The following is a 22349-nucleotide window of genomic DNA, read 5'->3' on the forward strand; positions in this document are numbered from 1 at the left end:
AAGGGTGAGAAAAATGAAACATACAATATTTAAATATGCTGTGATTGGGATTACGACCGGAGTCATCGTCTCCCTATTAAAAAAAGAAAATCGGAAAGCTATACAAACAAAAGGAAAAAGCGTAAAAGAAAAACTACAAGAAGGAAACATAAAGGAAACATTGGAGAAGGTAACTGAGACAAGTAAACAATTCTCTGCAACTGCAGCTAATGTTGCAAAACAAACATTACCACAATTGCTTACAGCCACACCAGTTGTCATTTCTACCATTAAAGACTTAACAGAAAACGAAAGTAACAAAAAGAAAAAAGATGAAAAGGATTACGAAATAAATGAAAATAGTAGGAACCTAGACGGAGAAAAAACGGAAAATGAAAAGAAATATGTGAAAGAAGGGAAAGAAGAGAAAGAAGAGAGTGCCTAGATTTAATTCTTAAAAGAGAAAGTGAGGAAAAAAGTATGAAATCTCTGTATGCAATTGATGTAGGAATTGGCTTTACCAAGCGGGCATATCGACAGGATGTAGATTCTGAGATGACGATTAAGAGTGAAGCTTCCACACTAGCCCCTGTACCTAATCATACTGACAGTGAAGATTTAACAAAGGTGAGTTTTATAGACTTAGACTTTGCATACTACATGGGAAATGAAGCACATCAATCTGACGCTTCATTGCTTCCTCCATTTAATGAAGAAATAGAAAATTATTATGAAAGCGAACGTTTTAAACAACAAATATTTGGTTGCATTGCAAAGGATTATAAAGAAAATGTCGTGTTACCTTTAGTTGTTACCGGGCTTCCAGTCACTTGTTTTGGTAGTCAGCACGAGCAATTACAACATGCACTAAAAAAAGAAACTTCCGTGCAAATTGATGGGAAATTTATTAATATTACGGTGGAAAATGCTTTGATTCTTCAGCAACCAGTCGCTTTACATGCCTATTTCTTAAAAGAGGGAATTATTCAGGAACAAGATCGCATCTTAATTATTGATGGTGGATTTCGTACATTAGAAATGGCAGATATGAAACAGAATCTCATTTTAAATCATTATGAGACGGAACTAGGATGTAGCAAGCCTTTGAAAAATATTAAGAATATCCTGCAGAATCATGCGGGTGAAAGTAATCAATTGCATATTAACGACATGCCAAAAATATTAGAAAAAGGATATGGAGATCGAGACGAAAATTATGAGACAAGTCAGGTGGATATTTTAATTCAAAAAGAGTTGGATGCACACTTCCAAGACGTCATGCGTGTATTACAAGAACAATTTAAGTTAGACCAGTATGATACTATTATTTGGACCGGAGGAATAGTAGATATCCACAAAAAACGAATTGAAAAAATGCAAGGTGAAATTGCTTCTTTCCGTATGGTAGACGCTTCAAAAGAGGCCGCGCTTCATGGATACTATATTATTGGAAGTCAAGTATTTGAGGACATCACCAATCAATCTGCACAAAAATCCCAATTATAATAACGATCGAAATGAATTTTGTTGAATAGAACTGCTAAATTATAGGGCTTGATTTCCATATATAATAAATTATTTATAAGAAAAGATAAAAAGTGCTTGTATAGAGGAAATGTTTAAAATTGAGAATAAAAATAACTAATATATAGGGGGTCTTTCTTTTAAAAGAATAAGACCTCCTATGCCATTTATTTTGTAATTTAGATGATTTAAAAACTTTTCCTCCAAGATATGAATACCTACATACAAATTTCATATTACGGATATGATTCGATCAAACATAAAACTATTTAGAAAGGAAGAATAATATGGAATGCATAAAAATGACGAAATGGAGTTGGTATCATGTGAAAACTAGTGAGCTTGAAAAACTTTCTTCTATAATCCCTCGTGATGTAACATCTTATTTCTCTCAATTTGTAAAGAAAATAAGTTCTCCTTGTGAAAATGGATTATATGTTTATACGTTATCACCAAGTCAAACTTGTGTATATGGTTCGTTTTTATATGATCAAGATAAAAAGGATGCCAAAATTCAAAAATTTATTCATTATTTCGTAGCTCATGGAATACTGATAACAGTCCAGGAAAAAGAGGAAGAGGATTTCCAAAAATTAATACATAATTTCCCTATGGGTATAAAAAATTGTAATAGTTCCGCTGAAGGAGTATGTGCTATCTTATCAATATTTATATCTCACTATTTACGAAAGGTTGACTATTTTGAAAACAATTTCAGAAATGTATTATGGGATTTTTATCATCATAATAACATAGCAGTTTTAGAAAGAATTTATCATATTCGTCATGAATTATTTATGAACACACATGTGTTTCGCTTAATACAGGAAGTGTTACAAGGCTTGGAGGAAGCTTGGTTAGAAAACTTAACAAACACCCTTTGTTATAAACAAACACACGTAAAATTAGAGCGTGGATTACAACTTGTTAAAGAGTACCAAGAAGAATTAGACACGATGATTCATTTACAAGAAGTTGTTTCTTCTCATCGTGGGAATGAAATTATGAAAGCTCTTACTGTATTAACTGCTGTGAGTACGCCTTTGACAGCTTTAGGAGCATTATGGGGAATGAATTTTAAATACATGCCTGAACTAGAATGGAAATATAGCTATTTAATCGCTCTCTTATTTATTTTTTTCACAACAGGGGGTATGTATTTATATATGCGAGTCAAAGGATGGACAGGTGATTTATTACGAGTAAAGAAAAAGAAATCTTTTTTTAAATCTAATTAATCCTGTTTATAAAAAATATGATAGATATATAGTTAATAATATTTATTAATTGGGGTAGTGCCATATCCCTATCAAGTTAAAGTTTTGATGTCCCCGCAATGATAAAAATTGTGAATATTTATATGAAAGATTAGAGCTCTCCTTCTTGTAGGAGGGCTCTAATCTTTGTTTAAAAACTATAGCATATACATGGGCAGACTCAATATGTGAACTTTGTCCGGATTCAATTTAGAATATAAAAAAGGAGAACTTGCGTTAGAATACAAGCTCTCTTTAAAAGAAATAACGTAATTGAGATACTTATATATTAACAATTTTTTCTTCTAATTCCATATTTCTTATGTTGAGAAATAAATGATAAGGGGCTTAATAAAACTAAAATGAATTATTGACATAATATTTCGACGATAATATAATAAATCTCGAATTCAAGATAACTTGTAAAGGATTGGTAATTATGAGTGTGATTAATGATGAGAGCTTATCTTTAAAGTTATTTGTTACATTATCAAGGGCAGCACAGGCAATTACTAAGCGTATTGAAGAGGATATAAAAAGTTATGGACTTAATCCAACTGAATTTGCAGTGCTTGAGCTACTATATAGTAAAGGCGATCAGCCTATACAAAAAATTGGAGGGAAAATATTACTTGCAAGTAGTAGTATCACGTATGTAGTGGATAAGTTGGAAAAGAAGAGGTTCTTAATACGAAAACCATGTCCAAAAGACCGCCGTGTCACGTATGCGTCAATTACTTCAGATGGTATTCAGTTAATGGATAGTATTTTTCCTCAGCATAAAGAGGCGATTCGGCATATATTTGGTGGTTTGGACTATATTGAGAAAAAAATGATAATCGAAAAGTTGAAAAAATTAGGGTATTATGCACTCGAACTATAAATTTTTAGAAATATATCTCGAATTAGTAATGTCCTAATTAAATCTAATTTAAATAAATAGGAGGAAAAATTAATAAATGGTAGTAAATTTATTATAATACAAAATGAATAAACCATGTAATTTCAATTGGTATAGCATGAAATAAAGTTGTTATGTTAACGTATACATATCGTCCTTTAAATTATAAATCTTTCATAAAGCGGAGAGTGGGTATCAAGAATGGAATTACGTCATTTAGAGTATTTTATTCAAGTTTGTAATAATAATAGTTTCACTAAAGCTGCGGAAGTTCTAGGTATTTCACAGCCGACTTTAAGTCAACAAATCCGTGTTTTAGAAGGGGAACTTGATACACCCTTGTTTCATCGAGTTGGAAGAGGTATCAAAATGACAGAAGCGGGTAAGCTGCTATTTGATAAAGGAAAATTTATCATGCAACAATTTGATGACGTGTATAATGAAATTTTTGAATTAAAGGGTGTAAAAAGAGGTGTGATTACTATAGGAGGTTTATTAGAGGATCTCACTTATTTAACACCTTATATTATGAAGTTTCAACAACATTATCCCAACATTGTAGTAAAGATTATAGAATCCGAAGTTGCTGTAAATCAAATCGTTGACAAAAATATTGATTTCGGGATTACACGTAGTGCTCAAATTCCAGACATATTAACAAGCACCCTTTTGTATAGTGAAGAGCTCGTCCTTGTAATTCCAAAAAATCATCCTTTGAATGAAAAATCATTTGTTTCTTTTCGAGAATTAGTAGGGCTGAGTAGAATAATGGTTTCATGTAGTTGTCGTGAATCTATTAAGATATATTGTGAGAGTTTAGGGTTATCTTTATCTGAAGCAAATATAGAAACAAAATCTTCTATTTCTCTATTGAGCCTTGTATACAATGGACATGGGGTTGCCATAATACCTCTTTCACTGGTTAACTTTGTTAATAATGATACTTTGAGCATAGTTCGTATTACTGATCCAACACCAAGCCAAGATATTAATCTTATTCACTTTGATGATAAATTTTTAAGTTTTGCAGCACGTATCTTTATGCAGAAGTTAAATGATTCGCAAAAAGTATCAGTGTAATAGAAATAATAATGATTCTAGTGTAACAATTGAAAAATTAAGATCTATATTAAAGTCAAAGGGCAGTGGATTTATATGTGTGGTGTAGTCGATCAAGAGGGGGATACCATTGACTTTTAATTAAGGAAAAAAGGACAGACTTTGCAAGGAGAGAAGGCTATCAAAAACAAGTTAAGTTAATCAATCAATTCTTCGGTCTTATCGCATAGTAACACATTCCATGTAGGGATATACAATGCTATTTCGAATCTACATACCCTTATTGCAGAAAGAAAACCACCGGCATTATACCGGTGGTTTTGACTTAGAAAGCAAAGCAAGTACAACCGATACCCCATGTAGTTCCATCTTTTCCTATTACGGTATGAGTGTGTTGATGGAGAGGGTTACTGCAACTATGTAACTTGTTATCATGGGAATCGTGGGAAAGTATAGTGTTGGCTAGGTTAGCACCACCATAACCATAAACGCCCGTCGGTGACCAATCAGGTGATGCTGGCGGCAATTCAGGTGATAAATTTTTAAATTCATCATTTCCATAAACAACCTGCCCACCCATAATGGTGAGTAATGATTCAAGGTTTTTGATTTCTTCTTCTGGCACAGTAAAGTAGTCAGCAGACAATACAGCAAGATCAGCAAACTGACCTACTGCCAGGGTTCCCTTTTTACCTTCATCATCAGAGAACCACGCACTTCCTTTTGAATATAATTCCAGGGCTACTTTTCTATCAAGTTTATTTTTTTCATCGTATATGGAAAGCCCACCAATGGTTTTTCCGGCAACCATCCAGTAAAGGGCAACCCAAGGGTTATAGCTGGAAACCCTAGTTGCATCACTACCGGCGCCAACAGGTATACCAAGGTCTAACATACGATAAATCGGAGGAGTACGCTTTGCAGCTTCCTTTCCGTATAAATCAACAAAGTATTCACCTTGAAAAGCCATGCGGTCTTGGATGGCAATACCGCCATTTAAAGCCTTAACACGTTCCATACTACGATCTGAGATTGTTTCTGCATGGTCAAACCACCATCGTAGACCATTAAAAGGAATTTCACTGTTAACTTCCTCAAATACATTTAAGAAACGTGTGATTGACTCATCATAAGTTGCATGTAAACGGAAGGGCCAACGGTTTTCCACCAATAGAGAAATTACTTTCTTTAAGTCAGCTTCCATCATCGTAGCTAGTTCAGGCCGTGGCATTTGAAATTTTTCAAAATCGGCTGCTGAGAATACTAACATCTCTCCGGCACCATTCATTTTATACTTATCACTTCCTTGACCTGGAGAAACAATTTTTGCCCATGAAGCAAAGTCTTCATATTCATGATTTGGATTTTGCGTAAATAGATTATAAGCAATACGCAAAGTTAATTGTTCCTTCTCGGCTAAATGTTCAACAACTTTGTAATCATCCGGATAATTTTGGAATCCACCACCTGCGTCAATAGCACTTGTAATACCTAATCTATTTAATTCGCGCATAAAATGGCGAGTTGAGTTAATCTGGTCGTCAAAATTAAGTACTGGTGCTTTACCCAAACTTGAATAAAGAATAGAAGCGTTAGGATTCGCAATTAAAAGGCCTGTTGGATTACCTCGTTTATCCCGCTCAATTAAGCAGCCTGGAGGGTCTGGTGTATCTTTCGTATATCCCAGTGCATGCAGCCCTGCACGATTTACAAGTGCTCTATCGTAAAGATGTAGCACAAAGACAGGAGTGTGTTCAGAAACGGCATTAATTTCTTCCAAAGTTGGCAACCGTCTCTCTTTAAATTGAAATTCAGACCAACCTCCAACTACTCTTACCCACTGAGGAGCAGGTGTACGCCTTGCCTGTTCTTTGAGCATTTCTAGAGCAATAAAAAGTGATGGCACGCCTTCCCAACGTAATTCCATATTATAATGTAGACCACCACGAATAACGTGTATATGAGAGTCATTCAGGCCTGGAATAGCTCTCTTTCTTTTAAGGTCTATTTTCTTTGTTTTTTCCGTGGCACTATTAAGAAGCTCATCTCCACCTACTGCAGTGACTAAACCATCAGTTATGGCGATAGCAGATACCTCAGGTTGAGAAGGGTCAAGGGTAGTAATTTTTCCGTTATATAAGATCATATCCGGTAAAGTCATGTTCACACCTCGTCTACTTTCTATTATTTTGTAACCATGGATGAAATAATTTACCGAAAATCGGCATGACTACCCATGATAGCAAGGACACTATACATACAGAAACAAAAAAAGCTGACATAATAGGATTCATATGTTTTATAATAGGTCCTATCAATTTAGGAACTAACATGCTAAGAGGCCATACACCCAAAAGGGTAACGATAGACATTTTCCATTTTGGCGGTGGAACTGGCGTTTTCGGAGTAACAAACCAATAAGCCAAACTGCTTTCAGTTTTGTAAGTTGGATTAGTGGCTTGAAATTGCTCGGCCGTTTTTAACAAATCCCGGCGAACATCTGATTCTTGCCAAGCACGTAGATGCTCATACGTATCAAAGCGAAAAATAACAGTATACTCTCTGGATTCGTTACTTGGGACTATTAGATTTACACCTAAATGTCCTGGGAATTTAGTAGCCGCAGCCTCAATTTCATGTCTCCATGTTTCAAACTGTTTTTCTTTACCCTGTTGAATTTCCCATGTAACAATCGTTGTTACTGGATTAGCAGCATCCATTGTGTTCTCTGTATGAGTCTCTTCGACAGCTACTCCTTCTAGTTTCATATTTTTCTGCTTGGAAGCGCGCCGTGAACCATAGTATATGCGTATTCTACACCTTGACCATAAGCGCCAGTGTGTTCTTTTACAATCTCCATTACAGCATCATAAGTGTCTTTGTGTGCCCAATCACGTTGGTATTCAAGTAAAACTTGAATTGCTGTCACTGGAATTGCACCAGCTTGTTCTACACGACGCATAGCAGCGTTATGTGCTGTCAAACTAGTACCACCTGAAGCATCATCAACTGCATACACCTCATAGCCAGCTTTAATTGCTTCAAGCACAGGGAATGCAAGGCAAACTTCAGTCCAAAGTGCTGCAAATATTAATTTCTTTCTACCTGTTGCTTTAACTGCTTCAACAAATTTTGGATCTTCCCAAGAATTCATTGAACTGCGTTCTATAATTTCATGGTTTGGGAATATGTCAAGAATTTGCGGCCAAAAATAACCAGAAAAGCTGCGTGTTTCAACTGTAGTAAGAATAGTAGGTACGTTAAAAGTTTTTGCTGATTTAGCAAGCAGCATAACGTTATTAATCAATGTTTGTCTATCAATACTTGCAACTCCAAAAGTCATTTGAGGCTGAAAGTCAATCAAAATTAAGGCACTGTTCTCCGGATTTAACAATTCTAAATTACTCATAATAAAACGCTCCTTTTTTAATTGTTTAAAATCAATATTATTGAAAATAATGTTTTTTCTGTTAATTAAAAAGAGAGTGCTGATTTAATCAGCACTAAATGTATACTATCCATTTTTTAAAAAGTGATTTAAAGCTATTTCCTTGAAATACATTTATGCATTTTGTTTACTAAGATCTCGCTGTGCGCCCATATAGCTTCCAATTATATTTTGATAGCCTGGAAGATTGCTAGCAAGCAAATTGCCAAAACCTTCGACATCGTTGCGCCAATCGCGTTGTAATTCGCAAGCTACGCTAAACCAGTTCATAAGTTGCACACCACTATGTGCCATACGAGTATTTGCAGCATCTGCAACTTGTTTATTGAAAGTACCTGAAGCATCAGTAACAGCAAATACTTCATATCCAGCTTTTATAGCGGAAAGTGCAGGGAAAGCAACACAAACGTCCGTAACTACGCCGGCGATGATAATTTGCTTTTTTCCAGTTTCTTCGATTGCTTTTACAAAATCATCATTATCCCATGCGTTAATTTGTCCAGGTCGAGCTATTTTTGGTGCATGAGGAAAGAGATCAACCAATTCTTGCATTAAAGGTCCGTTAGGTCCGTTTTCAAAACTTGTTGTTAAAATAACTGGTAAATCAAAAAACTTAGCAGTATGAGCAAGAGCTAAAACATTGTTCTTGAATTCATCAACACCATAGTCACGTACTAGTCCGGACATAAGACCAGTTTGATGATCTACTAAAAGCACGACAGCATCATCTTTGTTAATACGAGAATAGAGATCAGTCATTATGTATTCCTCCTAAAAATTAAGTAATCGAAGAAAGTTTAAATAGTCGAATACTATCATAAGTTTCTTCGTTTATAACTAAGCTGACCAATAATATTGGTTATAGCAGCATTCACAGAACATGAAGTGCTATACAAATTTATAGTATTTGAAAACTGATTCATTAATCAATTCTAAATTATCTATAATTTGTATAGGTCGTAACTATAGTTGTTTTCACTATAAAATAGATTGGTTTTACCTATACATCCTATAGATAGAACAATATTGATAGTCACCTATTTTTGTTATTACAATTGAATATGAGTAATGTTCAGTAATTATTTTATGATGAAAAAGGTATTAGAGGGGGGATTGTTCCAAACGGAGAAAAAATGCATTGGAACAATAGAGTTTCATACTTAGAGTTCACAACATAAACGTGCATGAATAGCTTATGAGATTCATCCGAATTATTGAAGAAAAGGATACATATTAAAGGAGGTAGGAGAATGGCAAAAATTACTGTAGGAACCGAAAATCAAGCACCAATTGAGATATATTATGAGGATCATGGTATAGGAAAACCAGTTGTACTCATTCATGGTTGGCCGTTAAGTGGTCGATCTTGGGAATATCAAGTTCCCGCTCTTGTTGAGGCTGGATACAGAGTTATAACATATGATCGTCGAGGCTTTGGAAAATCATCTCAGCCGTGGGAAGGGTATGAATATGATACCTTTACTTCTGATTTACATCAACTATTAGAACATTTAGAGCTTCAAAATGTCACACTTGTTGGTTTTTCTATGGGGGGAGGCGAAGTAGCCCGGTATATTGGGAAATATGGAACCCATAGAATAGAGAAGGCTGTATTTGCCGGAGCTGTACCACCATTCCTTTACAAGTCAGCAGATCATCCTGAGGGTGTATTACATGATGTAGCAATTCAAGGATTTGAAAATGGAGTGAAAAGTGATCGCATAGCATTCCTTGATGAGTTTACGAAAGGTTTTTTTGCTGCTGGAGATCGAACTGACTTAGTTAGTGAACCATTTCGACTTTACAATAGGGATATCGCTGCGGGTGCATCACCTAAAGGAACATTAGATTGTATCGCTGCTTTCAGCAAAACAGACTTCAGAAGCGATTTAGCCAAGATTAATATACCTACCCTTGTCATTCATGGTGATTCAGATGCAACTGTACCATATGAATATAGTGGGAAATTAACACATGAAGCAATTCCTAATTCTAAAGTAGCATTAATAAAGGGTGGTCCACATGGGCTCAATGCAACGCATGCTAAAGAATTTAATGAAGCACTCCTATCATTTTTAAAGGACTGATTACAACTATATAATTGTTAATTGAGACATTATAAATAAGTTAAAATAAAGCTTTATAAAAGATGCTCTTGGATAAATCCAGGAGCATCTTTTTAAATATTGATATTGAGATGTTAGGTTAATAAATCGCCATTAGTTTTGGATTGAATATTCTTCTTAACAGCTAAAATGTATTGATTAGAGTTTTTTAGATTTCTTAGAAGTATTGTTATATTACTATCAAGATAATATTTCTTCCTCAAAACAAAGAAATATACATTTTTTTGAGGAAAAAATATCTTGTCAGAAAACAATAAAATCTTATTAATTTTTATAATTGGTAGAATTTTTATGGAAATAATTTTTTTAATATATTAAAATAACATCGTATTATGTCAGATTTTAATTAGGGGAGAGAAATTTTATGTTGAAAAAAATCATTCCAGTTGCTTTAGCATTAAGTACAGTTACTTTTACTAGTGTATTTGCTGCGCCTTCAATCCAAGCAAGTACAGAACAAAACCGCTACATAGATGTACAAATGCTCGGTATTAACGATTTTCATGGGCAACTAGACACAGTAAAAAAAATTAACAATAAAGATGCAGGGGGAATTGAGTACTTAGGGGCTTATTTACGTGATCGTGAAAAACAAAATCCAAATACATTAAAGGTACATGCCGGCGATGTTGTTGGAGCAAGTACTCCTGTTTCAGCATTATTACAAGACGAACCTACAATTGAATTTCTAAATGATTTGAAATTCGATGTTGGAACTATAGGGAATCATGAATTTGATGAAGGTGTTGCGGAAATGAACCGCCTTATTTATGGTGGGTACCATGAGAAAACAGGGAATTTTAAAGGAGCAAAATTCCCATATGTTGCTGCGAATTTCTATAATAAATCCACCGGGCGTCTATTTTTACCACCATTCACTATAAAAAAGGTACAAGGAGTGCCTGTTGGCTTTATCGGAGTCGTAACAACGGATGTTCCTAACCTTGTTATGCCTACTATGCTAAAGAATGTAGAAATTACAGATGAAGTTGAAGCTATTAACAAATCCGTAAAGCAATTAAAAAAACTAGGCGTTAAATCTATCGTTGTTCTTGCACATAACGGAGGTACAACAGATGGGAACGGCGTAACAAATGGTGATATTGTCCGATTAGCAAATGAGACTGATCCAGAAGTCGATGTTATTTTTGGTGGCCATAGCCATACTTATGTAAATGGAACTGTTAATAATAAACTTGTCGTACAAGCAAATTCATATGGTATGGCTTTTGCTGATGTTGATGTAAAGATTGATCGTAAGACACAAGATATTGTTGAGAAAAAAGCAGAAATTGTTACAACTTACCATGAAGGCATGGAGCCTGATAAAAAAATAAAGAAGAAGATGGAGAAATATCAAGCAAAAATCGCACCTCTTGTTAATGAAGTTGTAGGTAAGTCTATTGCTCCACTAGATCGTAAACTCAATACGGCTGGTGAATCTACTCTCGGAAATTTAGTTGCTGATGCCCAGCGTGCAACAATGCAATCCAAAATTGCACTTATGAATCCTGGTGGTATTCGTAATGACTTAGATGCTGGTGATATTACATGGGGAGAGATATATGGTATTCAACCATTCGGAAATCAATTAATAAAAGTAAATTTAACAGGTCAAGACATTCGTGATATTTTAAATCAACAATGGCAAAAAGATATAACAAGAATGCTTCAAATTTCAGGTATCCAATACACTTGGGATGCGAACAAGCCTAATGGAGAAAAAGTAACAAGTATTCGCTTAACAAATGGAGAAGAAATTATTCCTTCTAAAACTTACAGCGTCGTTGCTAACGCATTTCTAGCTTCAGGTGGAGATGGATTTGTATCTTTTAAAAACGGTAAAGATGCTGAAACAGGACCAACTGATTTTGAAGCATTAGTAGATTATATAAAAAAATCAAAAGAACCAATTCAGTCTATTATTGATGGAAGAATTCAAAAAATAAATTAGGTTTTTATTAATCTCAAAAAAAAATAGATTACCTATACTTTTTATTGTACAGGTAATCTATTTTTTGTGGGTTTGAAATAAAGTCTTACTGTGGCCAATTAATAGTGACGGTGAATTTGGCCCCTATGGAACATTAAAATTGGATGATCCAAACAGTTATAACTACATTTTTGGACAGGTCAAAAAAGATCAATTTTTTATTGATTTACGTAAGGCGAACGGCGTGACAAAAACTTGGTTACACGAACAACATCCAATTTTCGCTGGAATAACTACCGAAGGGCCTGATATACCAAAAACTGTTGATATATCATTAGGTAAGCGTTTGATATACTTGTTCAAATTCAAAAAGTGAGTCCATCTCAAGTACATCAATAAATTTAGAATAATATGCCTTAATGACAAATTTCATAGTGTTTCATATAACACAATGAAATTTGTTTTATATAGCAAGAAGAATAATCGCATTAGAAAAAATTAGCAGTTTAACCTGTTAAGAGTAAAACGAATCTTCAATATGTAAAGCGCAAAAACACTGAAGCGAAAAGCATCGGTGTTTTTTGCGCTTTCGGGCACAGATGCTACTTCAACCCTAGTGTACAAGTGATTTTGTATGTAAGGAATTTGTAAGGAATAGGTAAGAAAAAAGAGATTTTCATTGTGTAGGATAAAAATATAAGGAGTCGTGAAGGGGGGATAAGTACGGCCTATATATAACAATCAGTAACAAGAGTGTTTTGTGAAAATAATGAGTACAATGATTGCAAATGCATTGTTGCCTTTTCATCATTGGGAGAATGGATAGCTGTGTGGTTCGTATATGACACTGCTATCAACTATCTATACAATTTTAATAGAAGAGACCTGCGGTAGTATGTCAACTGAAAAATAATATATTTTGAAGTTATCAAAGGACAAATTGCTTAAAAAAGACATCACGAAACTAGACCAGCACCGCATGTAAAATACTGGAATTGATTGAAAGGTAGCGATGACAAGTTTTATGTCACACTTTCACACACCTTTCAGGCGTAAAGAGTTGGTGATTACGTAGTAGCGCATCCACCAATCGCACAAATTTTCTTGCGGTTAGAACGAGTGCACGTTTGTGTTGATGTTTTGGTACTTCATTATACTTTTTTGCGTAATATTCTTGGTATTCCAATACATGCTTTCTTACAGAGTTGGCGGCTTCAACTAAGTAATACCGCAAGTAATGATTCCCATTACGAGATAATGAAGTATTTTCAGCGGTGAACCGGCCAGACTGGTATGTACGCCAATATAACCCGGCATATTTTGCGATTTTGGTTTCATCGTCAAATCTTTCGATTTGGCCAATTTCAGCGATAATACCAGCGGCATATATAGGCCCGATTCCAGGAATGGATTCTAATGTTTGCGTTAATCCAGCCATGATCCGCTTAATAGATTTTTCTAGTTCTTTAATTTGTCTTTGATAGGTACGAATGATTTCGATTGATGTTCCTAAAAGAATATCGATTGAGTCTTCTACCACCTTATCTAAACGGTACGACGTGCGAACAGCCTTTTGAATGGTTGATGCGACACATTTCGGGTCACCAAATCGATTTTTACTCTTTTCCTGTAGGAACTCAGCGAGTTCCTCTAAAGGCATGTCAGCTAGCTCTTCTAGACTGAATTTTTCAAGGAACAATTCCATCATGGCGTTACCAAATATAGAAGAATCGACTTCTTGTGAGAACGTATTACATTTATAACTTAGGTGTTGTAGAAAATGTTGTTTCTCCTTTGTCAACATTCTAACGAGTTGATAACGAGCTCTTGTTAATTGCTGTAATGCCACGTATTGACTTTCTTTCACGATGGACATTTGATTTCGCCCAAATCGTAAATAATCAGCGATGACAAAGGCATCAATTTCGTCAGTCTTATTCATGTCTGAATAACTTTTCTTGAAGTTTGCGACTTGTTTTGGATTTAGAAGAAATACCTTTGTGCCAAATCTTTTTAAGTCTTCGTCATGATGGAGAAACATGGATGGGTGAAAACTGTAAACAGATGTAGATTCTAAGCCGATTTTTAAAGTTTCAACCTCTTGATTGGTTGTGCACTGTAATAATCGTTCTTTAAGTACCTGTGCACCTGGTAAGTCATTACTGACTGAAAAAGAATCTAGCTTTTCTCCTTCACCATTTAAAAAGCAAACTTTCATATCAAACGAACTTACATCTAGACCAACAAATAATCTCACGTAAGAGACCTCCTTTCGATTTAGAATCATTGCTTGGACGTCTCGAGATATCTCTAGTGTGTACGCCGACCAACAACCTCGTGTATAAGAGCTAGTCCTGAATCGAAAGCCGCCCTAGAGCTACTAACATCTAGGTTCGAGGATCAGGCTGCTCAGCCTGCGAGTAGGGAGCCCCGCGCGTTCACTGAGAAACACTCTTTTCGTGTGGTAAATCCACAGGGGAATACAGAATTGTCCCAAATGATCCTAAGACCATTATCTAGAAATATCTTGAGACGTCCAAGTATTTTCTTTATTACTGGACTCTTATTAGAGAGAAAAACTAAGCCTGAGATAGGGCTTAAATATTAATATACGAGAGGAATTCTTTATGAAAACACGCAGTAAAATTACATGTGCAAGTCTAGCACTTTTAATAGCTGGAAGTTCCCTGTTATACATAACACCAACATCAATTGTAAAAGCAGAACCTACGAAAAATGTATCTAGTTCGTTACAAACAAGTACGAAAAGCGATCGTACTTCCGTTAAGAAAGCAATGCGAGATGAACTGCAACTTGGATACCCGGGAATACTCGCTCAAATTTCTAAGGGGGGTAAAACTTGGAGTTATAGTGCTGGGATAGCGGATTTGAGAACTAAGAAACCAATGAAAGCAGATTTTCGCTTTCGCATTGGCAGTGTGACGAAAACGTTCATTGCAACAGTTCTACTTCAATTATCTGGAGAGAACCGTTTGAATCTAGACGACTCAATTGAAAAATGGTTACCTGGTGTGATTCAAGGAAACGGATATGATGGTAACCAGATTACTATCCGGCAAATATTGAATCATACAAGTGGTATTGCTGACTATATAAATTCAAAAGACTTTGATATTACGGATATAAAAAAATCGTATACGGCTGAAGAATTTGTAAAGATGGGGATTTCACTTCCCCCAGACTTTGCCCCAGGAAAGGGTTGGTCTTATTCAAACACAGGATACGTATTACTGGGGATCCTTATTGAAAAAGTAACTGGCAACAGTTATGCCGAAGAGGTTGAAAATCGGATTATTAAACCGCTTGATTTGTCAAATACATTCCTACCTGGCAATTCAAGCGTGATTCCAGGGACTAAGCATGCCCGTGGCTATTTGCAACTAGACGGAGCGAGTGAGCTAAAAGACGTTACTTATATTAACCCAGGTAGCTCGGATGGAGATATGATTTCTACTGCTGACGACTTAAGCAAATTCTTCTCTTACTTACTAGGTGGCAAATTACTGAAGGAACAGCAGTTAAAACAAATGCTTACTACAGTTCCTACAAATAGAGAGGGAACCGGATATGGTCTTGGAATCCTTGAAATTAAGCTTCCGAACGGTGTCTCGGTATGGGGACACAGGGGGGCCGTTCCAGGCTTTTCCACTTTTGTTGGTGGAACACTTGGAGGTAAACATATACTCGCTATCAATTCGAACAGTTTAAACATTAATAACCCGGAATTTTTTAAAAACATTTTACTTGCTGAATTTAGCAAGTAGGAAAAACGGATAAATTTTGTCATTTGTAATTTCCATCGGAATGGATTACCGCTTGAAATGAGTATAGAGGGATTAAGTATCTAGAAACAATCAAGCCAATCATGAAGGATGGCTAAGTAAAAGGATTTGTTTATACATTGGCCAATTAAAAGAGCAACACATATAATGAGTGATTATGTATATAGTATTGCATTTGTGTTGGTATCGTCACGGATTGTAAATTTGTATAAGGTGCGAAGTCTAATTTAAGACTTCGCACTTTTGCTGTTTAACAGCTTTTATTACGAAGCTATTAACAATAGAAAAAGGAGAATGTAACTAGTTATGTGGATACTACTGTATGATTGGTGCAACAAATTGTGACTCTAACGTATTTGAAAGGTTTGATAAATTCACCGTTTATCGTCCTGACATTGATATTAAAAAGGCATTTAGTGGTACTGCAAGACATCTTGCTTTTGGATCAAGTATCTATAATTGTGTAGGAGCAGCATTTGCAAAATTAGAAATTGAAATAGATTCAACGATCAAAGATAATATTAGCGGAAAAAAATTGAGGGACATTAAAGATTTTGTGAAGAGGACTTCAAAAATGAAATAACATTGTAATAAGTTATATTTCTATTATTAATTGAAAGTTATTACCCTATAAATTCAGTCATTTATTATATAACTGAGTGCATAAAAAATGAACCGAACTCTATTAAATAACGTAAAAGCTAAAAGGTTTTCGCTTTGGGAACATCTCAAAATATTAAATTGATGGTAACTTTGTTGTAGCTCTTTAAACATACCTATATTAAAACCCAAATTTCTCAATTTAATGCTGAGAAATTTGGGTTTTTCTAAAGGAATCAATTTTTTAAAAAATTTTTAGAAATTTAAAGATAAAGTATTGTATACATGTAAGTATGATTAAAAATGAAAAGTTGTAAATGCTAAATTTAATTAAATATGCCTTACTCTCTTTAACATTGGCCTGAATGAATAGTTTATAGGAGATTACACTGGCTAAAGATGCGATAATTGTTCCAAGCCCTCCAATATTTACTCCTAGTAATAAAGCTTTCCAATCAGAAGTAAAGTTTGATAGAAGAATTGAAGTAGGAAAATTGCTAATCAATTGACTCAAAAATATGGAACTAAAGAAGACTGAAGTATCTCCTCTTAAATTAGCGCGAGCAAATGTCCCCAGTGCATCGGAATGGGAAATGTTTCCGATAAAAATAAAAAAACAGACAAAGGTTATTAGAAGAAAGTAATCGATCTTAAATAGTAAGTTTCTATCTAACGTAAATGCTGCTATCAGTGTGACTATTAGCGCGATGTAATAATTAATAACACCAAAAATAGATGCAATGATAGTAATAAGTATCAAAATCCAGACGGTAGCTTTTTTTCGATTTTTCACGGTAATAACAGGTAGTTCTATTTTCAAATCTGTTTTTTGAAGTTTTTGAGTAAATATAAATAATAAACTAATTCCAAGTACAGCTAAAAGCAGAATTGAACCTAAAAATGGGATGAGCTTAATTCCATAGTAAGAATATAGGTATAAATTTTGTGGGTTTCCCATAGGCATCAAGCTACTACCGATGTTTGCTGCAATTGTCTGCAGGATGATTGTCTCCATCATGTTCATTTGTGTTTTTTTACTAATGACAAGTGTTATTGGTACAAAAGTGAGGAGAGCAACATCATTTGTTACAAACATGGAGCAAATAAAGCATAACAAAATTAGAATAATAGATATTGACCTGCTGTTATTGCATTTATTTAAAATCGCAACGGCAAGTTTGTCTAATATCTTTAGCTGTTCCAAGGCCTTAATGGCTACCATCAGATTAAATAAGCTAATTAACACTTCAAAGTTAATATATTCGATCTTTGGCGAATGTATTAAGCAGCTTACAATTGCTAGTATCAGTGAAATGGTAAGCACTAAATCCTTTTTTAAAAATTCGAATTTCATAAGGAGTCTTTTTTTATTTTGAACGAATACTATTTCTTTCACAATACACCACCTGTAATCTATGTTAGTAAATATACGTTTTTTGGGATAACTCGATATTGCTAGAAAAGAGGATGTCATAAGGTCCTAAATAAGAGTTTTGTAATGTTTCATCCCTTCAACAAAATCTTTTTTTCTTAGTGTCTTTCCTGTTGTAAATATGTGCAATATAGACGAATCCAACTAGGGGGATTAATTGAGAAAACAAATGTTTTTTGTATGATAACATAAATAAATTAAATGTTTTATTTTTTTAATATTCTTATAATATTCCATTGATTCTTGATTTCAAATACTTTATATGAACTTCTAAAAGAGAAAAAATATGCATGTTTTTATGAAGAAAATAGAGGCTTGTCAGAGGTAAGGTAGAACAGCATCCGCGACGTTTGGATACTGTATAAAATTCACAAAATCTCACTGTTTTTTTAGATGAAAAATCTTAAAATATTTTTTTGTTTTTATAAAAATCTGTACTTTTTCGTAACATTCTGTACTTTTAATTATAAATTAAAGACAAGCTTCTCTTAGTTGAAGATTGAAAGCGCTTCATAGTTTTTCTATAAATTTTTTATCTAGCCTATTTTTGAGATTAGTAGTGAGAAAGGAGATATTTCCATGTTCTTGAGAAAATTAACAAATAACCAGTTAATCACTATTGATTTTATGATTTAAATCACCGGTAAACGAAACAAACATAATAGTACAACAATGTTAGTGGATAAAAATATTAGTTTGCAGAAAGGGGTAGAGCATCCGTTTGTATAAGCGTTAAGTACTTCAAAATTTCAGTTTTACGGTTACATGTTGTGCTGTTTGCTTAAACAGGCCAATCCGATTAATATAGAAAATTTTTATCCTTGTTGTATTTGAATATGAAAGAGGTATTTATACCAGGAAATATAGGTGATTTTATATAAATTATAATATATAAACTTTGGCATGGAGTGATGATATGGAAAGGTTTTTTGTAGAGTTAGTCGGATCAACAAATGATTTTTTATGGTCTAAATTGTTAATTATTATGCTTGTTATTTGCGGAATTTATTTTACATTTAAATTGAATTTTGTACAGTTTCGAATGTTAAAAGAGATGGTCCGTGTATTAATGGAGGGGAAAAGTGGTTCTAAAGATCAAATCTCTCCTTTTCAAGCGTTTTGTATTGGTATGGCAGCCCGCGTTGGGACAGGGAATATTACAGGAATTGCGATTGCAATTGCATTAGGTGGTCCTGGAGCTGTATTTTGGATGTGGATTATTTCTATTATTAGCTCGGCATCTAGTTTTGTCGAAAGCACATTAGCACAGATATATAAAGTAAAAGATAAAACTGGTTTCCGCGGTGGTCCATCCTATTATATGGAAAAAGGGTTGAATAAACGTTGGATGGGAGTATTATTCTCTATTTTAATCACAATTACTTTTGGACTTGTATTCAATTCAGTACAATCAAATACAGTTACAATTGCTTTTCAAAACTCATTTGGTACAGATCGTCTAACAGTTGGGATAATCATGGCCATTGCTTTCGCTGCGATTATTTTTGGTGGTGTACAACGTATTGCAAAAATGGCTGAATACAAGGTGGTATTTTTAGCGGTATTATACATTGGAGTTGCATTATTTGTTGTAGTTACCAACATATCAAAAATGCCGGAAGTTCTTTCTCTTATTGTTCAAAACGCATTTGGTTTTAAACAAATAGCAGGCGGTTCAATTGGTGCAGCACTTATGAATGGAGTTAAACGCGGTTTATTCTCAAATGAAGCTGGTATGGGAAGTGCACCAAACGTTGCTGCAACAGCAACAACAAGTCATCCGGTGAAACAAGGACTGATTCAAGCATTTGGTGTATTAACGGATACACTAATCATTTGTACTAGCACCGCCTTTATTATTTTGCTGTCTGATGCATATAAACAACCGGGGTTAAATGGTATTGCACTTACACAAGCAGCATTAAGTGAACACATAGGCCCTTGGGCATCGGGTTGTCTTGCTATCTTTGTTTTTTTATTTGGATTTGGTGCGTTAATTGGCAACTATTATTATGGTGAAACAAACATTCGCTTCTTACATACAAGTAAAGTGTGGTTAATGATATACAGAATAAGTGTGTTGGCTATGATTGTATTTGGTTCTGTTGCAAAGATTCAAATTGTATGGGATTTAGCGGACTTATTTATGGGCTTTATGGTTATTATTAATTTAATTGCTATTACCTTACTTTCAAAAGTAGCATTTGCGGCGTTACAAGATTATATAAACCAGAAAAAAGCTGGTAAAGATCCTATTTTTTATAAAGAAAACATTAAAGGACTTGAAAATATTGAATGTTGGGATAGTTATGAGAAAACTTCAAAAAAGAAAAGTGTGTAATAAGAAGGATATTCAGACTGCAATATGTCTGAATATTTTTCTTGGTTCTAGTGCAAATATTATTGATTATAGTAAAGAAAAAATCATTCTATATAAAGTTAATAGTACGGGGGAATATTATTAAATGATAAAGGATTCTAGCGTTCAAGTTGAGGGGCAAGAAAAAGTTTGCTTAGATCAATGGGTAGCTCATTATCGAGCGTATGCAGCTAAGGGACGAAGCGCCAGTTATATTCCCGCTCTGGGGGAAATAAATGTATCGCAGTTAGGTATTTGTATAGTAAAGCCAGATGGAACAATGATAAAATCAGGAGATTGGGAGATACCTTTCACATTACAAAGTATATCAAAAGTAATCGGTTTTATAGCCGCTTGTTTAAGTCGCGGTATTTCTTATGTATTAGAACGAGTTGACGTAGAGCCAACTGGAGATGCCTTTAATTCAATTATTCGTTTAGAGATACATAAACCAGGAAAACCTTTTAATCCTATGATCAATGCTGGAGCGATTACGATAGCTTCACTTTTGCCAGGGACATCGGTGCAAGAAAAATTAGAATCTCTATGCGTATTAATTGAAAAAATGATAGAGAAGCGTCCCGCTATTAATGAAATAGTATTTCAATCAGAATGGGAAACGGCTCATCGTAATAGAGCATTAGCATACTATTTAAAGGAGAATGGTTTTCTAGAATCAGATGTGGAGGAGACACTAGAGGTTTACTTAAAACAATGTTCGATTGAAATAAATACAGAAGATATTGCCTTAATAGGGCTTATACTAGCACATGATGGATATCATCCTATTCGCAAAGAACAAGTGCTCCCTAAAGAAGTAGCTAGGTTAACAAAAGCTTTAATGCTTACTTGTGGAATGTACAACGCTTCTGGAAAATTTGCTGCTTTCATTGGATTACCAGCTAAGAGTGGGGTATCCGGCGGAATTATGACACTTGTTCCCTCAAAATCTAGGAAGGATTTATCGTTTCAAGATGGATGTGGTATTGGTATTTACGGACCAGCCATTGATGAGTATGGGAATAGTTTACCAGGAATTATGTTGTTAGAACATATTGCAAAAGAATGGGATTTAAGTATATTTTAAAAAGGAGCACAGATATTTTGGTGTTAGAGCGAGTCCAAAAGTGTTCAGACCTTATATTGTGTCTGAACATTTTTGAGTTATAAAGTATCTTTCTTAAGTAGAAGAGTGTAATGAATACTCACAATCTATAATGCTTTCGTTTATAACTTATTTATCAGTTTTTGAAAAAAATAGAGTAAGTATTGTATTAATGCAAATAGGTTTGTATACTGACTGTTAGGCGAAAGTGAGAAGTGATTATTTTGAATCTTAGTAATTTAGTAAAAAAAGACATCTATATTCTCGTTTTAATGATACTTACAGTACCCTTAGTAGGTGAAATAAAGTCATTTCCTTTAAATGAAACATTTAGAATGAGCTTTGGTGCACCAACATTTTTCTTTTTTTTATTATTGTTTCGACGATTTCCAGCATTTTTACCGGGTTTTTTAACAGCGATAGTCGTGGTAGTATTTCGTATCTCAATGGATGTCATTATAAAGGAAAATATGGATTGGCTAGCCGCTTTTCATACTCACTATCCTAGTTTTTTCTTTTATTTTACTTATTCGTATCTCTTTCATTTAGCAAAAATCAAACGTTTTTATCATCAACCACTAATGATTGGTTTTATTGGTTGCATGATTGAAATACTGTCAGACTGTGTGGAATTAATGATTCAATATTTCGTATTAAAAACATCGATCACATCCGAGGCAATAAATGAGATCATTGTTATCGCATGTTCCCATAGTTTTATAGTTCTAAGCTTTTTCAATATGATGAAATTGTATGAAGCACAATCAAGGGAGCGACATATAAAGAAACAAAATGAACAGTAACTACTCAGCTTCCTCACGGAG

17 protein-coding genes and 2 pseudogenes are annotated in these 22349 nt (G+C 34.4%); 13 read left to right on the forward strand and 6 right to left on the reverse strand.

Going from position 1 to position 22349, the window contains the following annotated elements:
- Positions 1-13: 13 nt before the first annotated feature.
- The 5 genes from MHI28_RS01080 to MHI28_RS01100 all read left to right on the forward strand — a co-directional run bounded on the left by MHI28_RS01080 (position 14) and on the right by MHI28_RS01100 (position 4740).
- A complete protein-coding gene (locus MHI28_RS01080; protein WP_000683212.1) occupies positions 14-424 on the forward strand; it encodes a hypothetical protein in 411 nt (136 codons plus the stop codon).
- 35 nt (positions 425-459) lie between these two features.
- Entirely contained in the window at positions 460-1485 is a 1026-nt protein-coding gene (locus MHI28_RS01085) for a ParM/StbA family protein (RefSeq protein WP_000839445.1), read from the forward strand.
- A gap of 305 nt (positions 1486-1790) precedes the next feature.
- Positions 1791-2741 (forward strand): magnesium transporter CorA family protein, encoded by a 951-nt coding sequence (locus MHI28_RS01090; RefSeq protein ID WP_086413304.1) that lies wholly within the window; start codon positions 1791-1793, stop codon positions 2739-2741.
- Between the two features lie 457 nt (positions 2742-3198).
- Positions 3199-3642: a MarR family winged helix-turn-helix transcriptional regulator gene (locus tag MHI28_RS01095; RefSeq protein ID WP_000111431.1), complete on the forward strand. Its 444-nt coding sequence runs from the start codon at positions 3199-3201 to the stop codon at positions 3640-3642.
- A 219-nt stretch (positions 3643-3861) separates the two neighbouring features.
- Positions 3862-4740: a LysR family transcriptional regulator gene (locus tag MHI28_RS01100; protein WP_000423185.1), complete on the forward strand. Its 879-nt coding sequence runs from the start codon at positions 3862-3864 to the stop codon at positions 4738-4740.
- A 304-nt stretch (positions 4741-5044) separates the two neighbouring features.
- On the opposite strand, the gene MHI28_RS01105 is transcribed toward MHI28_RS01100, so the two are convergent.
- The 4 genes from MHI28_RS01105 to ycaC all read right to left on the reverse strand — a co-directional run bounded on the left by MHI28_RS01105 (position 5045) and on the right by ycaC (position 8926).
- Positions 5045-6880: an amidohydrolase gene (locus MHI28_RS01105; RefSeq protein ID WP_000174494.1), complete on the reverse strand. Its 1836-nt coding sequence runs from the start codon at positions 6878-6880 to the stop codon at positions 5045-5047.
- A gap of 13 nt (positions 6881-6893) precedes the next feature.
- On the reverse strand, positions 6894-7487 hold the full coding sequence (locus tag MHI28_RS01110; RefSeq protein ID WP_000763041.1) for an antibiotic biosynthesis monooxygenase: 594 nt from the start codon (positions 7485-7487) through the stop codon (positions 6894-6896).
- On the reverse strand, positions 7484-8128 hold the full coding sequence (locus tag MHI28_RS01115) for a hydrolase (protein ID WP_000067162.1): 645 nt from the start codon (positions 8126-8128) through the stop codon (positions 7484-7486). Before MHI28_RS01115 ends, MHI28_RS01110 begins: the two co-directional genes overlap by 4 nt.
- A 153-nt stretch (positions 8129-8281) precedes the next feature.
- Positions 8282-8926: an isochorismate family cysteine hydrolase YcaC gene (ycaC, locus tag MHI28_RS01120; RefSeq protein WP_000131212.1), complete on the reverse strand. Its 645-nt coding sequence runs from the start codon at positions 8924-8926 to the stop codon at positions 8282-8284.
- 491 nt (positions 8927-9417) lie between these two features.
- Between ycaC and MHI28_RS01125 the strand changes: the two genes are divergently transcribed.
- The 3 genes and pseudogenes from MHI28_RS01125 to MHI28_RS01135 form a co-directional block, all read left to right on the forward strand.
- Entirely contained in the window at positions 9418-10254 is an 837-nt protein-coding gene (locus MHI28_RS01125; protein WP_001074305.1) for an alpha/beta fold hydrolase, read from the forward strand.
- 403 nt (positions 10255-10657) lie between these two features.
- Positions 10658-12247 (forward strand): bifunctional metallophosphatase/5'-nucleotidase, encoded by a 1590-nt coding sequence (locus tag MHI28_RS01130; protein WP_086402533.1) that lies wholly within the window; start codon positions 10658-10660, stop codon positions 12245-12247.
- A gap of 100 nt (positions 12248-12347) precedes the next feature.
- A pseudogene (locus MHI28_RS01135) lies at positions 12348-12625 on the forward strand (erythromycin esterase family protein); the annotation flags it as partial.
- A 628-nt stretch (positions 12626-13253) separates the two neighbouring features.
- On the opposite strand, the gene MHI28_RS01140 reads toward MHI28_RS01135, so the two are convergent.
- Positions 13254-14483 carry an IS110 family transposase gene (locus MHI28_RS01140; protein ID WP_100909797.1) on the reverse strand — a complete coding sequence of 410 codons (1230 nt, stop codon included), beginning with the start codon at positions 14481-14483 and terminating at the stop codon, positions 13254-13256.
- Between the two features lie 370 nt (positions 14484-14853).
- Here MHI28_RS01140 and MHI28_RS01145 point away from each other — a divergent pair, with 370 nt between their 5' ends.
- Entirely contained in the window at positions 14854-16011 is a 1158-nt protein-coding gene (locus MHI28_RS01145; RefSeq protein WP_340827563.1) for a serine hydrolase domain-containing protein, read from the forward strand.
- A 340-nt stretch (positions 16012-16351) separates the two neighbouring features.
- Positions 16352-16612, forward strand: a complete 261-nt coding sequence (locus MHI28_RS01150) for a hypothetical protein (RefSeq protein WP_000578627.1) — start codon at positions 16352-16354, stop codon at positions 16610-16612.
- A gap of 261 nt (positions 16613-16873) precedes the next feature.
- On the opposite strand, the gene MHI28_RS01155 is transcribed toward MHI28_RS01150, so the two are convergent.
- Positions 16874-18025: an anion transporter gene (locus MHI28_RS01155; protein WP_000659290.1), complete on the reverse strand. Its 1152-nt coding sequence runs from the start codon at positions 18023-18025 to the stop codon at positions 16874-16876.
- Positions 18026-18977: 952 nt separating this feature from the next.
- On the opposite strand from MHI28_RS01155, the gene MHI28_RS01160 reads away from it, so the two are divergent.
- From MHI28_RS01160 to MHI28_RS01170, 3 genes and pseudogenes are all read left to right on the forward strand, one after another.
- A complete protein-coding gene (locus MHI28_RS01160; RefSeq protein WP_000439283.1) occupies positions 18978-20402 on the forward strand; it encodes an alanine/glycine:cation symporter family protein in 1425 nt (474 codons plus the stop codon).
- A gap of 124 nt (positions 20403-20526) precedes the next feature.
- Positions 20527-21507: a glutaminase GlsA gene (gene glsA / locus MHI28_RS01165; protein ID WP_000588646.1), complete on the forward strand. Its 981-nt coding sequence runs from the start codon at positions 20527-20529 to the stop codon at positions 21505-21507.
- Between the two features lie 233 nt (positions 21508-21740).
- Positions 21741-22322: pseudogene (locus MHI28_RS01170) on the forward strand (ATP-binding protein); the annotation flags it as partial.
- Positions 22323-22349: the final 27 nt, after the last annotated feature.

It is taken from the genome of Bacillus sp. FSL K6-0268, from assembly GCF_038005425.1.
GTDB classification, from domain to species: domain Bacteria; phylum Bacillota; class Bacilli; order Bacillales; family Bacillaceae_G; genus Bacillus_A; species Bacillus_A thuringiensis_S.